The sequence below is a fragment of the Pseudosulfitobacter pseudonitzschiae genome (genome assembly GCF_900129395.1).
In the GTDB taxonomy this organism is placed as follows: Bacteria; Pseudomonadota; Alphaproteobacteria; order Rhodobacterales; family Rhodobacteraceae; genus Pseudosulfitobacter; species Pseudosulfitobacter pseudonitzschiae.
On the sequence record NZ_FQVP01000002.1, the window covers coordinates 49,605 to 65,323 of the forward strand.

6 protein-coding genes are annotated in these 15,719 nt (G+C 58.8%); 4 read left to right on the plus strand and 2 right to left on the minus strand.

The window, feature by feature from the left end; translation table 11 throughout:
- Positions 1 to 4: 4 nt before the first annotated feature.
- The gene (locus BUC08_RS04725) at positions 5 to 9,826 is read right to left on the minus strand and encodes a hybrid non-ribosomal peptide synthetase/type I polyketide synthase (RefSeq protein ID WP_081855393.1); all 9,822 of its coding nucleotides are present in this window, start codon (positions 9,824 to 9,826) and stop codon (positions 5 to 7) included.
- A 756-nt stretch (positions 9,827 to 10,582) separates the two neighbouring features.
- A complete protein-coding gene (locus BUC08_RS04740; protein ID WP_037926892.1) occupies positions 10,583 to 12,025 on the minus strand; it encodes an oligosaccharide flippase family protein in 1,443 nt (480 codons plus the stop codon).
- A 252-nt stretch (positions 12,026 to 12,277) separates the two neighbouring features.
- Between BUC08_RS04740 and BUC08_RS04745 the strand changes: the two genes are divergently transcribed.
- The 4 genes from BUC08_RS04745 to BUC08_RS04760 all read left to right on the plus strand — a co-directional run bounded on the left by BUC08_RS04745 (position 12,278) and on the right by BUC08_RS04760 (position 15,708).
- A complete protein-coding gene (locus tag BUC08_RS04745; protein ID WP_143186675.1) occupies positions 12,278 to 12,709 on the plus strand; it encodes a VOC family protein in 432 nt (143 codons plus the stop codon).
- Between the two features lie 395 nt (positions 12,710 to 13,104).
- Entirely contained in the window at positions 13,105 to 14,376 is a 1,272-nt protein-coding gene (locus BUC08_RS04750) for an MBOAT family O-acyltransferase (RefSeq protein ID WP_143186676.1), read from the plus strand.
- On the plus strand, positions 14,363 to 15,457 hold the full coding sequence (locus BUC08_RS04755; protein WP_143186677.1) for a hypothetical protein: 1,095 nt from the start codon (positions 14,363 to 14,365) through the stop codon (positions 15,455 to 15,457). Before BUC08_RS04750 ends, BUC08_RS04755 begins: the two co-directional genes overlap by 14 nt.
- An 11-nt stretch (positions 15,458 to 15,468) precedes the next feature.
- A complete protein-coding gene (locus BUC08_RS04760; protein WP_028955214.1) occupies positions 15,469 to 15,708 on the plus strand; it encodes an acyl carrier protein in 240 nt (79 codons plus the stop codon).
- Positions 15,709 to 15,719: the final 11 nt, after the last annotated feature.

Consider the following 15,719-nt stretch of genomic DNA (forward strand, 5'->3'; position numbering starts at 1 on the left):
GACTTTAGGCACTGTTCGCGGCGGTTCTGCGATAGGCGCGCAGCGACGGTTTTTTCGGTCCTTCCGTACCTCCACGCGCACCGCGCTGATCGACGAACTCGGCCAGTCGGGCAATCGACGGATACTCCAGCAGGTGACGCGCTTCGATGTTCACATTTGCGTCGATCAACCGTGCTGCGATGCGGAAGACCGTCAGGCTGTCTGCCCCCAATGCAAACAACGTTTGCGATGTGGATACGGTTTTCAGCCCCAGCACGTGTTCCCAAACCTGCGCGATCTTGCGCTCTGTCTCGGTGGTGGGCGCGGTATGAAGTGCGGTCACATCGGCGATTGTGTCGGGATCGGGCAGGGCGCGGCGGTCCAGCTTGCCGTTGGCTGTGGAGGGTAGTTTGCTCAGGAACGCCCAGGCGCTCGGCACCATATAGCCCGGAACCTTATCGGCCAATGCGCGCGCAAGGGTTTCGGCCTGTAATTCGGTCCCTGTTTTGCTTACAATATAGCCCACCAACTGATCCCCTCCGCGTGGCGAAGGTCGCAATGCCACTGCTGCGGCGGACACCTCTGGCAGGGCGCGCAGGTTGCTTTCGATCTCGCCCAACTCAATTCGGAAACCGCGCAATTTCACTTGTGCGTCGGCACGGCCCAGCACTTCAATCCGGCCATCCGCCAGGCGACGGGCCATGTCGCCGGTCTTATACAGCCTGCGTGGCTGCCCCAGCAGCGTCACGTCGCGAAAGGCGGCTTGCGTCAGATCGGGTTGTTGGAAATAGCCATGCGCCAACCCAATCCCGCCAATGTTCAACTCGCCAACTGCACCCACCGGCAGCAGCATGTCGTTGCGGCCCAGAACATGCATTTCGGTGTTTGCGATGGGGCCGCCGATCGTGACAGGGTCGCCGGCGGCAAGGCGCACAGCGGCGGACCATATGGTCGTTTCGGTCGGGCCGTAGACGTTCCAAAGCGTCGCACCACCTGCTGTAAGCTTGTCCGCCAGATCCTGCGCCAGAGGTTCGCCACCGGCCAGAAGGGTCAGGCCCTCAACCGGTTCAAACCCGGCTTCCAGCAACATGCTCCACAATGTCGGTGTTGCTTGCATGTGGCTGATGTCACCCTGCTTGATCCGCGTGACCAGCCGGAAGCCGTCAAGAACATCATCATGCGAAGCAATCACTGTGCGCCCGCCGCAGATCAGCGGCATAAACAATTCAAGAACAGAGATGTCGAACATGATGGTTGTCACGGCAAGCAGGCTGCTCTCGGGGTCAAAGTTCGTGTCCCGCGCCATGGATTCCAAAAGGTTGACGACGGCAGCATGGCCGATCTCTACCCCTTTTGGTGTGCCGGTCGAACCGGATGTAAACATGACATAAGCTGCAGTGTCGCCGTCCGTTTCGACCGGTTCGGGCGTTCCCGCTGTGGGCATTGTTTCAAGTGAAAGCGTCGGCAGGTCCAAGTCCTTGGCGCAGTCGGGCGTCTCTGTGCCGTCATGCAAGATGGCGCTGACGTCGGCAGTCTTCAGGATCATCCGCAGCCGTTCGGCGGGTTGAGACTGGTCGATGGGCACATAAGCGGCCCCGGCTTTCATTACGCCCAGCAAGGCTGCGATGCATCGGGCTGAACGGGGCAATGCCACGGCCACCCGCTCGCCTTTTTTGACGCCCTGCGCTTGGAGCGCCGCCGCGATAGCATCGCTGTGGGCGGCGATGCTGGCATAGCTGTGCTGTCCTTCGCTGTCCTCAACTGCGACGCGGTCTGCATGTTGGGTGCAAGCTTGCGAGACGCGCGCATGCACCGTCTGCACGGCGGTGACTGGCACCTGCGTGGCATTCAGCGTCTCGGCCAGCCAGACCTGTTCGTCCCGCGAGGTGATCGGAAGCTGTGCCAGCGGGCGCGCGGTGTCGGCCGCAAGTTCGCCCAACACGGTTTCAAGATGGCCAACCCAGCGCATCACCGTGTCGGCGTCAAAGACGTCGGTGTTATAGTCGACATCGACCCGCAGCCCGTCCTTGCGTTCGACCACATTGAAAAACAGATCGAAATTGACCGCACGTTTGGCGTTGGGGGTCATGGTGACCGTTAGCGGACCCATCTCTAGGCCTTCGCTGAGGCGTTCCAGATTGAACTGGATTTCGGTCAGGGGCAGGCGGTTGAGCGATCTTGGAATGTCGAGATCACGCACCAGAGTGCCATAGGTGTAATCCTGATTGTCAAAAGCATCCATCACCGTCGTGCCGACCTGCGCCAAAAAGGCCGAAGTCTGCATGTCCGGTTCCTGCGCGACGCGGATCGGCAGGAAGTTAACGCAATGCCCGACCATCGCCTGATTTTCCAGCAAAGCCTGCCCGCCTGTCGGCACACCAAGAACGATGTCGTCGGAGCCGGTCAGTCTGGCAACGGTGATATGCAATGCGGCAAAGAGTGTTGAAAACAGTGTGCAGCCTTGCGCCGCACCGGCCTTGCGTGCTGCGCGCATCACCTCACCGGAAATAAGTGCCGTGCATGTGGCGCCTGCAAAGGATTTTATCTCGGGGCGTGCGCGGTCTGTGGGCAGCTCGGGCAGGTCCGGCACGTCCTTGAACCGGTCGCGCCAGAATGCGAGTGTTTCGGGCGCGGAAGTTGCGCTCGTCTTTTCCGTAGCGAATTTCGCAAACGAAGGTGCGTCCGGCAGATTGGCCGGCGTGCCGTTCACGGCTTGGGTGTAAAATGCAGCCAGATCCTGAGCGATGACGTTAAAGGACCAGCCGTCGCAAACGATGTGATGTGCGTTGAGGACCAGCAGATGTTTGTCAGCAGTCCGGCGCACCACAAAGGCGCGCAGCGGTGGCCCTGTGACAATGTCGATTTCGGTCGCGGCATCTTCGGCCAGCAGCGTCTCGACTGCGGCATCGTCTGCATCGCTCAGATCATGCAGTTTCAGCGGCAGCGTGTAGGGATCGAGAATGTCAAAGGTTTCGCCGCTGCGTGCAAACACCATGCGCAGCCCGTCATGGCGGGCAATTACCTGATCCAGCGCCGTTTGCAGTGCATCCAGGTCCAGCGGTCCACTGAGTTCCAGCGAGCCACTTTCGTTAAAGCAGCATGACGCAGTTCGGCCCAGCTGTGCCGTCATCCAGATCTCGCGCTGGGCCTCGGTGAGAGGGATGCCTTTGGTTGGCGCCGCCCCCGCGGCCACGGGGGGCAAGGCCACCGGCACCGATGTGCCGTTTCCAAGGATGCCGACCGCACGCAGTGTGTCGACCGCATTCTCGAACGCGGAGACCACGGTGTCGGCATCGTGCTGCGTGTGCGCCGTGGTGAAGATAAAGGCATAGCCGACCTGCACATGCACTCCGGCCAGGCGCATCAGCGGGTAAAGCAGCACAGCGTTCGGATCCAGATCGGTGACCTGCGGGACCAACCAGCTTGAATAGCTTTCGACCACTCGGCCAAGGCCGCGTGCGGCCAGAATATCATTCAGCCGCCTTGCGGTCTCAGTGGTCAAATCCGCCGTCCGTTCCCACAGGTCGGGTCCATGCGCGTCGATGTGATCCATCGTGGCCTCCATCGCGGCAAGAACCAGCGGATGGCGTACGAAAGTGCCGGCAAAGAAGGTCGGCGATGCTTCGGGAACTGACGCATCACCGAATTGCCATTGTCCGCCATCCAGCGCGTCCATGAACCGCTTTGACCCTGCCAGCATGCCGATGGGCATGCCGCCACCCACGACCTTGCCATAGGTCGCCATGTCCGGGGCGATGTCCCAGACGCCCTGCATGCCGCGTGGTCCGACACGGAAGCCGGTCACAACCTCGTCCATGACCATGGCAGCCCCGCCGTCGCGCGTGATGTCGCGCACCGACCTCACAAATTCACGCGGCCGCAGGTCGGGATGACGGCTTTGCACCGGCTCCACGATCACGGCGGCAATGGTCGTGATGTTGGCGGTCAACCAGTCCAGGCTGGCCTGATCGTCATAGGGCAGGACCACCATCGACGACAGGCTGGACCGGGGGATGCCGGGGGCGAGGGGCAGGGCGGTAGGATCGTTCAGGCTTTTCTTGCCTTTCACCAGCACCTCGTCGAACTGGCCATGATAGTCATTGCCAAAGACCACGATCCTGTCGCGCCCGGTCACGGTACGCGCGACGCGCATGGCGGCCATTACCGCTTCTGAACCGGTATTGCAGAACGCCGCGCGTTCGTGCCCCACAAAGCGCGCAAATCGTTCTGCGATCGGGCCTGCCATGTCGCTTTGCGGGCCGATTGCAAATCCACGCTCCATCTGGCGGGTGATCGCCTCGACCACGAAATCAGGCGTATGACCAAAAGCGGTCTGCCCGAACCCGCTTACCAGATCGATGTATTCATTGCCGTCGATGTCCCAGATCCGGGACCCCTTGGAGCGGTCGCAAACCACGGGGAACACAAGTTCCTTCCATTCGGCGCGAAAACCTGCGGCGGTGCGTGGATCGGCCATCGTCGGTCGGTAGGTTTCGACGTATTCTTTTGTTTTCGGGCTTTTGGCGCTGTAACGCGCGGCCAGATCGCGGACAAAAGCCGATTGTTCAGCTGTCAGGTCACCGCCGCCCGCGTTGGTGGCGCGCCCGATGGAAAAGGTCGTGCTCGCCTTTGTGGCAACCGTCGCGGCTGGTTCTGGCTTTGGCAACGGGATGACCTCTGCCTGTGGCGCGGCGGGGGGCTGCGGCGCTACGGGCTGCGCTGGCGCTTGCTGCACAACGGCAGGTGCGCCCGATAGCGTCGCCAGTTGCTGCGAGAACAGCCCCTGCATCGCAGCGATCTGGGCCTGCATCACGGATGTGGCGGCAGTGTCAGAGACTGCTCCAACCGGTGCGACAGCCGGGGGTGTCGTCGCGACGACCGGTGCAGGCGCAATTGCGGCCTGTTCCACCACCGTTGCGGGCGCTTCCACCACATCGGCAGGAAGTGTTTCATCCAGCAGCCCGGCAACGGCAGCGACCGTGGGGTATTTGGCAAGAAGCTCGCGGAAGGTCACCTCAAGCCCGTATTCCGCCCCCAGCTTTTGCGCGACCTGCCCAAGGAACAGCGAGTCAAATCCCAGATCAAGGAATGTCGCTTCTGCGTCATCAGGGGTAAGCTCTTCGCCCGAGACATCGCTGAGCAAGGCCAGCACTTCGGTTACCAACCGGGGTTTGCGATCAAACGGGTGTTGAATGGACGGCGCGGTCATAATCGGGGCTTCCTTTTGCGGAGCGGTCGTTTGAGGGGAAACCGGAGCGGCGGCTGGTGCATTTTCGGTGGACGCGAGGTCGACCCAGTGAAGCTTGCGCTGGAACGCATATGTTGGCAGCTCAACCCGACGGTGCCCGCGTGGACCCAGCTTGGCCCAATCAACAGATCCGCCTGCGGCCCAAATGCGGCCGAACCCGTTCGCCATTGCGATGGTGTCGCTTTCAGGCCGGGTGTGATCGGGCAGCGATTGTACAATTGCAACGGCAGCATCACGCGGCAGGGTCTGGCCGCAGAACGATGACAGGGTGTTGCCGGCCCCGACTTCGAGCAGGATCGCAGGTTCATCTGCCGCGAGTACGGTGATGGCGTCGGCAAAATTGACCTGCGCGCGCGCCTGACGCGCCCAATAAGCAGGATCGGTGCATTCGCCATCGGTGATCCACGTTCCGGTGACGCAGCTCACGTAAGGTATCCGGGGTGCCGCCAGCGGTATGTCTTTCAGCGCCTTGGCCAGCCTGTCGCTGACAGGGTCCATCATGGCCGAATGGAACGCATGCGAGGTGTGCAGCCGCGAACAGGCGATATCTGCCGCCTTCAGGCGCTGTTCCAGCCGGTCGACGGCGGCAGTCTCGCCCGCCACCACGTTCAGGCGCGGGGCGTTGTGCGCGGCGATATCAAGACCTGCTTCGAGGTGGTCCGCCAGTTCGTCCAGCGTGGCCCGCACCGACAGCATCGCGCCGCCGGGCTGGTCCTGCATGAGTTGCCCGCGCTGGCTGATGATGTTCAACCCGGTTTCAAAGCTGAACACACCCGCGAGGGCAGCGGCGGTGAATTCGCCCACCGAATGCCCGATCATCGCCGCAGGCTGGACGCCGCGCGCCATCCACAAGCGCGCGCAGGCGTATTGGGTCAGGTAGAGGGCAGGTTGCGTCAGCCGCGTTTCGCGCAGGGCAGCGGCAAGATCCCTGTCGGATGGGTCACCGAAACACAGCATCGTTTTGACGTCGAGACCGAGGATCGGGCGCAATATTTCAGCACCTTGGTCGATCCAGCGCGCGAATTCCGGCTCTGCTTCGTAAAGCCCGCTGCCCATGCCGGGGTATTGCGACCCTTGACCGGGAAACATGAACGACACCCGTGGATCGCCTTGAAGCGCCGCGCCGCGTGGCAGGCTGGCAGTGCGGAGAGAGGACGCAACCGCTTTGCGATCGTCGCCCGAGACAGCAAGGCGCAGGTCATAAGCCGCGCGGCCATCTTGCAGGCTAAAGGCGATGTCGGCCAGCGCGGGCGCGTCCGGCGCCTCGATCGCGTCGGCCAGCGCGTCTTTCATCTCGGCCAGCGCCTCGCGTGATCTGGCCGACAGTACCAGTGTCTGAACGCCTTCAGGGGGTGCGATATCAACAGGCAGCGGCGCTTCTTCCAGCACCAGGTGCACATTGGTGCCGCCCACGCCAAACGAACTTACCCCTGCCCTCAGGGGATAGGGCGCAGTCCAGGGCGCGCCCTGCGCCTGGATGCGGAACGGGCTTCCTGCAAGGTTGATACGCGAGTTCAGCTTTTTGAAATTCGCCAGTGGCGGCAGGGTGCGGTGGGTCATCATCAGGACGGTTTTGATCACCCCGACCACACCCGCCCCGGCATCCATATGTCCAAGGTTGCCCTTGACCGATCCCAACGCGCAGCTTGCCTCGGGCAAGCCCGGCCCGAACGCCTGTCGCAATCCGCTGACTTCGATGGGGTCCCCCATGGGCGTGGCGGTGCCATGACATTCCACATATGAAATCGTATCAACGGAAACGTCGGCATCTGCATGGGCGCGGCGGATGGCGTTGGCCTGTCCGTTGACGGTCGGCGCGGTAAAGGCAATCTTGTCCGCGCCGTCGTTGTTGATCCCGACGCCACGGATCACCGCATGAATATGATCCCCGTCTGCAAGCGCATCCTTCAGCCGCCGCAGAACCACAACACCGCCACCGTGGGAAAACACCGTGCCGGATGCAGCCTCGTCAAAAGGCCGACAGGTCCCGTCATCCGAGGCCAGCCCGCCATCCTGAGCCATATAACCGCGTTTCTGCGGGAAGGTAATTGAGACACCGCCGGCCAGCGCGATGTCCGCTTGCCCTGTTCGCAGGTTCAAAATCGCCTGGGCAATCGCCGTCAGCGAGGTCGAACAGGCTGTTTGCACGGTCATGGCAGGGCCGCGCAGGTCCAGTTTGAAGGCCACGCGGGTGGCCAGACAGTCGGGCATGTTTCCGGTGATTTCGGCGAATTTTCCGGTTTGGTAATTCGACGTGAATGCCTCGGTCTCGGCGCGGTCGCCCAGCATGTTTTGCATCACGTACGAGTTCATAGAACAGCCCGCAAAGACACCGACGCTGACGTTATCGCGTTGGGCGGCGTGGCCGCTGCGTTCCAGCGCCTCGTGCGCCATTTCCAGGAACACCCGTGCTTGCGGGTCCATCAGGGCTGCTTCGCGCGGGTACATGCCAAAGAATTTCGCGTCGAACATGCCTGCATCTGCAAGCTCTGGGCGCGCGGGCACGTAGGCAGCCGAGGCGCGTTCGGCTGCGCTGTAGCTGTCTTGTGCGTCTTCTGCCGCGAACGGGCGGATCAGGTTTTCGCCGTTGCACAGATGTTGCCAGAAATGGTCGAGATTGTCGCTTTCCGGTAGGCGTGCGGCCATGCCGACGATGGCGATGGCGGTATCGGGCAGGTTGTCGTGGGATGGCGCGGCGGCTGTTTTGGCGGGCTTTTTCGTCTGGCGGGCTTTCGGGGGGGCTTGGGCCACGATGTCTGCCAGCTTGCTTGCCAGTTGCCCCAGCTTGGGCGCTTCGAACATCACCATGATATCGAACGAAACGCCCAGATCCTTGATCAGTCCGGCGTGCACGTCGACCAATTCAAGAGAGCTGCCGCCCGCGTCAAAGAATGTCGTGTCATGTGAGGGATCGATATCGCCAAGCGCCTGTTTCCAACGCGCCACGATCAGCTTAGATATTTGGTGCGCACTGCGCGTTTCTGAGGTGTTGGTCGCCTGCTCAGGCGCATCTGTCGTGTCGGATGCGGTCTCTTTGCTCAGCAGGTCCAGCAACGCCTTGCGGTCGACCTTGTTGTTCGCTGTCAGGGCAAAGTCGTCAACGACCCTGTTGATGCGCGGCAGCATACCGTCGTGCAGTTTCTCACCCAGGGCGGACAACACTTCGCGGATAAATCCGGTGTCATCGCCGTCTATGTCGCGTGCCGGTTTGATGAATGCCGCGATCCGCTTGCGGCCACCTTTGTCGGTGGCAAGAACGACGGCGGCATCGGTCACCATCGGCAGCTCCCGCAGGTGGTGTTCGACCTCGTCCAGTTCGATCCGGCGCCCGCCCAGTTTGACTTGGCGGTCCGCGCGTCCGAAGAAATCGTAAATGCCGCTGTCGCGGCGTTGCGCGAGATCACCGGTCAGATAGACCAGCCCCTCGTGACCCGGACGCGGATCGGGTATAAACGCTTCTGCGGTCTTGTCCGGTTGGTTTAGGTATCCCAATGCCACGCCCGGGCCTGCGGCAACCAGCTGACCCAGCGCGCCGTCGGGCACAACCTGTCGGTCCTCGTCGATGACGAAACAGTCGCAATGACCTGTGGGAATGCCGATGGGGATCGGGCCCGTCACAAGATCTTCGGGCGTTACCTTGTGCATTGTGGTCAGAACCGAGTTTTCGGTTGGACCATAACAGTTGATGACATCGATGTGGGGATAGGCCTCGGTCAACTTGCGAATGTGCGAGGTCGACATGACGTCTCCACCCGCCCCGAACAGCCGCAGGCCCGCCAGATCGTCAAGGTGATGTTCGATCATCAAGTGCGCGAGGCCGGTGTAAAAATAGGTGACGGTTACCTTTTCGTCGCGAATGACCCGCGCCACTTCGTCCAGCGCGGGCTTGGGCTGGGTGACCAAAGCGACGGTTGCACCGTTCAGCAGCGGCCCCCAGATTTCCCACATCGAAGCGTCACAGGCGATTGTCGAATTGGCCAGCGCCACATCGCCGCGCAGGACTTGCCCGGTGGGCTGATCGTACCCCAGCCGCAGGATGGCGCGGTGTGGCAAGACAACGCCCTTGGGTTTGCCGGTGGAACCCGAGGTGTACATGACATAGCAAGGATCATCGCCGTGCAGGTTTGGAAATGCGTCAGTCCCGTCCACGTGAGTGTCCAACGCACGTTGAACGCTCAGACGGTCAACCTTCTTTGGGCACAGGGACCGGGAAAGGTGGCCATAGGGCGTGTCCCACAGGATGACCTTGGGACGGCTGTCCTTGATTATATAGGTTAATTGTTTGGAATCGTAGGCGGGATCAAGGGGGACATAGGCCGCGCCTGCACGCATGATCCCCGTCATCGCCAACACGGCGTTTGCCGTGCGGTCTGAAATCAAGACAATATTGTCACCGGGTTTGACACCAATCGCCAAAAGATGCCGCGCAATCCTGTCGGATGCATCGGTCATTTGAGAATAGGTGTAACGAGAATTGCCACCGGCAAGTGCCACCGTGTCAGGCACGGCGGCACTTGTCCTGGCAAAGCCATCTATAAGGCTTTGGTTTGCGTCATAAAATATCGCAGTCGGAATCGACTTTGATTCATCAACCGACATGTGAAGTCCTTAGGCAAATTATCGGAACTGATTAGAAATTAGGGCCTGTGCTCTGATTTAAATTTAGCAGCAGGTCAGTCCGACTATTTAATAGCAAGATTAAAAATTTAGACGTTCTATTGAGGCTAGATTAAGGCATTATTTCTGAATGGCCAAAGCTAATTTGTTAACTCTGGCATTAGGGCCGAAGGGAACTTCAATCCAGGGTGGTGATTGAGCCGATTTCACCACAAACTGTAGTGTCCGCCTATTTTGGCGGCGCTTCATCTTGCGTCTGACCTAGGGTAAAGAATTTCGAGGCGACCAATCTGGCCTGCTTCAGGGTAAGTCAACAATCACTTACCTATGGTGGAATTGGTGCGGAATTATGCAACTTATGGGGTGAGCAATGGAAGGAGTGACAGAAATAAAGCCCAAAACAAGGCACAGAACTCGACCACGATTCGTCGCAGATTCGCATCTCTGCAATGTGCTAAGGTCATTTTTGAATTTCCGTTTCCTATGTTCGCCGAATTTCTCCAGAAAGTGCAAACCAGCTGGTGTCTTTTCCCAACCAACATCGTGAAAAGTTGCAAAATTGCAAATTTTGTAAATTACATGAGAGAATTTGCACTGGTTTTGACCCTATTGAGCCAATCTCCGCCGAAAATCGTCAATTTCTACATCAAACTTCATCACATTTCTCCGCCTGCAAAGAATTTGATGACTTCAAAAGATGAATTTTTGGTTAACCGGACCGGTAATCCGGGACAAATTCTAACCAGAATCGCGCCCAGAAAGACGTGACCACAAGGTCCTGTCGCACAGCGTGAGGGTGGGGAGGTAAACGATGATCATCGCCACTCCAAGCATCAGGAAGCGCAGCAGGGGGTGAACTTGTGTCAGCAGATCATACCGGTCTGCGACAAGTGGCACAGCGATTGACAAGGCCAAGGCCGGAAGCGCGGGCCAACTGGCCGCGAAAATGAAAGTCCAGCGCATCCCGGTGTGGTGCTGCATGATCTTTGCACTGATCACAAAGACCGCCAATGCCGCCACAATCTCGGACACTGCCGTGGCGATCAGTCCGAACAGCGCACCGACCGCGATACAAGCCAGCGTTACCAACGCATAGATCAGCATGTAACGTGGTAGGAGTTTGACCTTGCCCACCAGGGACAGGATCGGGATTGATGCGGTGCCGGAAGCACGTATCAACGCTGCAATCGACAAAATCTGCACCACGGGCACCGCAGCGTCCCAATCCGGGCCAAGGATGCCCCGCACCAGATCATCGGCCATGATCGCGATCCCAACGAACAGCGGGGCGCTTGCATATATCAATATGGGAAAGAAGCGGTCCGCTGCCGGTCCGAAAGTTGCGTGCGTGGGTTCGGATCGGGGCAGCTTGCGGAAAAAACTCCAGGTCAGCACCCGAACGGGTTCGCTCACAATTTCCTCGAACGCACCGATCACCCGTTGGGCGGCGCGGTAATAACCGACGGCAGCTGGGCCCATCAGGCCACCAACAATCAGCGTTGCGCCATAGGCGCGTGCCGCGCTGAGCAGTCGTGTGAGGGTGATGTTCCAGGAATAGTGGGCAATCTCGTGGTAGATTGATCGCTGCGGCGCGATCGCGGGCGCGAGGCGCGCGATGGCAATAGCGGACAGGCAAAAAACCACGGCACCGGCCAGTCTGCCATATGCCAGAGCCATGATGCCCTGGCCGGATAACAGGGCGGGAATGGCCACGGCAAGATTTATGACCTCGCCCAGCAACGGGCAAATGGCGGATGCGGCAAGCTTGTGCTGCCAGATCAGCACGCCTGCATAGGCCGAGGCGACGGCGGCAAAGAACACGGACAATGACAGTATACTTGCAAGGGGCGCGGCAGCGGGTTGCTTGAACAGCATCGCAATCGGCAAGGACATCACAAGCCCTGCAACAGCAAGAAAGGCCCCGGCGACACAGGCCACGAACAGTGCATGACGCAGCCTTGCAACTTCGCCCTGCCAGTTCAGGATGTATTCTGACCAGCCGGCAATCGCGAGTTGGTTCAGGAAAACGATCACCGCCGCCACAAGCGCAAAGATACCAAACTCGGCCGGTTGCAGGATGCGCGCAGCCACCATGAAGATCACGAACTGGATCAGTTGCGCCAGGACCCGTGAGACCGTGACCCAGATACCGCCGCCCAGAGATGATTTGGCAGTTGTCATACGTGCAGTCCGGTGTTGGAAGGCGCGTTTTTCCGGGCGAACTGCCCTGTAGGAACATACATTAAAAATAGTCCACTATTGAAAGCGAGAATGGTGTGAAATTTCAAAAATCGATTTTAAAAATGGTATGAAGCAAAAGGCATTGGACAGGCGATTGGCGGGTCCAAGCCCTTTGATGTTACGCATTGCCACAATTATTTCAACGACCTATCGTCACGCCATAGAAAGAAATCCTGATTTAAGAGGTTTATTGTGTCTGCAAAGTTGAGTTTTGATCATCTTGGGATTGTTTGCGCCGATCTGGCTGAAGGCCGCGCATTTTTAGGCGATACAATCGGCATTTCCGGTTGGACGGCTCCCACAATGGACCCGATCCAGAAAGTACATGTGCAATTTGCCAAGGACGCCTGCGGTATGATCTATGAACTGATCGCACCCAGCGCCCCGGAGTCGCCTATTTCACAGGCATTGAAGTCAGGTAAGAATATCCTCAACCACCTGGCCTACATCACCCCCGATCTGGCTGCGGCTGCGGCTCACCTCGAAGCGCAAGGGTGCATTGCGGTTTCGGTGCCTGCACCTGCGGTGGCATTCGAGGGCGCGCACATCCAGTTTTTCTATGCCCCGCTCGGTTTTTTGATCGAGCTGATCGAACAGGAAACAACGACATTGGTTTTTTCTTGAAAGTCTGCACCAATAAGCTGAGTGACTTCCCGCAAGGGTAGAATGCCTATTTCTCTTTTCCGAATCAGCTCGTGCTCTTATGCTGATGTCATATTCCGCGCAGATTTTCCTGCCGCCACTTGCATTTACGTTTCTGCGACACGCCAAATCGTTCCGTTTCTGTAGAACTGAACTAATTTTTTGGCCAGATCGCACAATTTTTGAATTTTATACTACTGCCAATTTTTTGGAGTTGTTTCGTGTCTCTTTTTTCGCCCGCATTTCTGGGCCTATCGCTTCTCTTTGTTCTCTTATTCCGGTTGCAGTCTCATAACGTCGGGAAGTCTGCGGTCCTGTTTGGGGCCAATCTGCTGTTTCTGGCGGGTGTCTTTGCGTCACCTATCGGTGCCTTGCCCTTGGCGGGCTTCCTCTTGTTGGGGTTCTGCGCGATCAAAACCGTGCAACGGCACCCGTCTCGTCTGTTGTGCTGGACATGGGTCACGGTGATCGTCGCGCTGTTCATCTGGCTTCAGGGTTATGCACTTGCTGCATTCCTGCCCGAGGTGCCGATTGTATTTTCCACCTTGGGTCTGTCCTACATTCTGTTCCGTATCCTGCACATGATCTACGACGGTGTCGAAGGGACGCTGGAGTATAAGGTGTCGCTGGTTGACTACCTGAATTACACGACACACTTCCTCGCCTTTGTGTCCGGCCCCATCGACAGGTACCAAAGCTTCAAGGCGAATTTCTTGTCGCCGTTACCGGCGCAGACACTGATGATCCGCGCAACTCTTGTCCGTATCGTCAAGGGATATGCCAAGGTGCTGATCCTCGCGGCCAGCGCCCTTTACGTTTTCGACAACGTGACGCCGCAGCTTTTCGCGCAGGAGGGCGTGGCTTTGCCCAAGATGGTGCTGCTCTTTAGCGTCGCGGCCGCCTGTTACACCTTTTACCTCTACATGAACTTTTCCGGCTACATGGATATTGTCATCGGAATTGCCCGGCTTGCCGGATTGGAACTGCCCGAAAACTTCAACCGTCCGTTCCTGTCGCGCAGTATGCTCGAATTCTGGAGCCGTTGGCACATGACGTTGTCGAACTGGTTCAAACAATATGCATTCAACCCGATCATGGCGGTCCTTCTGACACGCTGGCCTTCGTCCAGGATGGCGCCGCTGTTTGGTGTGCTGACCTTTTTCTTTGTCTTTACCGTACTCGGGATCTGGCACGGCACGACGCCCATCTTCATTGCCTACGGGTTGATGCTGGGCTTGGGTGTGAGCATCAACAAGCTGTGGCAGGTCGCGCTGACGGCGCGTTTGGGTCACAAGGGAATGCGCGCGTTGGCGGCCAACCCGCTTTACACTTATGCCGCGCGCGGGCTGACCATCGGATTTTTCGCCATCGCGCTGTTGGCGTTCTGGATGGACATGTCCGACCTTGTCGCGCTTACGCGCGAATTTGGCGTGGTTGGCTGGCTGATGGCGTTGGCTGTGCTCAGCTTTGGCTGGATCATCTGCGTCGCCCTCCAAGACCTGATCACGGGCCGGTCGCGATGGACGTTTGAGTGGGCAAAAGCACCCGCCTTGGTGTCCTATGCCAGCATGGCGGCGGTCATCTACATGTGTATCACGACACAGACAATCCTGAACAAAGGTGCGGGGTTTGTTTATGCGGATTTCTGATATGTGGGCCGTGTTGCGACAGATTGGACTGCTGGCGATCAGTTTCATCGGGGTCAGCGCCTTTGCCTTGCTGGTGTCCCTGGTTGTTTTCCCACCCCCCGGCGACACGTCACCAATCGACACCTTCCGGGCGTCCGAGACCGTCTATGCCACATCGCCCAGGCTGATCTATTACGGTCGGAAAAGCTTGCGCGTGCCGGGTGAGCGCGTGATCCTTCTGGGGTCCAGCAACGTGCAGGTCGGATTTGACCGTGATGCCATTGCGGAACGTCTGCCGCAGCGGGCGGTGCACAATCTTGGCATCGGGGATGCCAATGTCACCGAGATCGGACAGATTGCAGACCTTGCGCTTGCTTCTATCGGCAAGGACGATCTGACCGGCCAGACGTTCGTGATTGGTATCTGGTACGCCACTTTCATCGACAATCAGTCCCGCTGGACGGGTGCGAAGGCAGACAGCTTTACCACGGATATCGACACCGAGCGGTTCCGATATGGTTTTCAGAAACGTACCGAAACCGGCCTGAGTGTTTGGATATCTGACCGGGACGCCGATATGGCTGCGATCATCGTGCATCCGTTCATCGCCCTGGAAAAAGGCATGCGTGCGCTCACCGCCGATCTGCGCAGCCTTTTCTTTGTCCGGCCGCCCCGGATCGACACACAGACCCGCAACACGATGGTTTTCGATGCAGGTCAACGTGCGGACGCACTGGTTTATCGCGCGCACTATATGAAATCACAGGACCTGAAGGGCGAGCAATACGCAGCTCTCGAGGCTCTGGTGCAGCGGCTGACAGGGAAGGGTGCGCAGGTCATCCTGGCAGATCTGCCGATCCCCGCCTGGCACGCAGAGGGTGTGCCCTACGACGCTGACCACCGTGACCGGATCGCGCAGTCCGTTACCCGCATGCAGCAACTGGCGAGGTTTGAATACCTCGACATGCGCCAGCTTAACGACAATGCCACCTTCTACGACGACGCCCATGTGCGCCCCAAATCGCGGGGGCCGTGGGTGGACGCATTGTTGCAACACATTCCGGCGACATCAGATGTGCGCCTGACCTCCATATCCGAATAGGGAAGACCAACATGAACGAGACACAAGTTTACACCAAGCTTTACGACGTATTTGACGAGTTCTTTGGCCTTGAACAGTCCGAGGTCGTGCCCGAATTGACCGCCGACCAGGTCGATGGCTGGGACAGCCTGAACCACATCCGGCTGATGCTGAAAATCCAGTCGGAATTCGGGGTCAAATTCTCCTCCGGACAGATCAGCAGCCTTCAGAATGTGGGCGAGTTGGCAAATATTCTCGTCGCCAAGACCTGACAGGAGGCCCC

Excerpts from the sequence above, each read along its gene's own strand:
- BUC08_RS04755 (WP_143186677.1), top strand. The coding sequence starts at position 14,363 with ATGCGGATTTCTGATATGTGGGCCGTGTTGCGACAGATTGGACTGCTG.
- BUC08_RS04740 (WP_037926892.1), bottom strand. The coding sequence starts at position 12,025 with ATGACAACTGCCAAATCATCTCTGGGCGGCGGTATCTGGGTCACGGTC.
- BUC08_RS04760 (WP_028955214.1), top strand. The coding sequence starts at position 15,469 with ATGAACGAGACACAAGTTTACACCAAGCTTTACGACGTATTTGACGAG.
- BUC08_RS04725 (WP_081855393.1), bottom strand. The coding sequence starts at position 9,826 with ATGTCGGTTGATGAATCAAAGTCGATTCCGACTGCGATATTTTATGAC.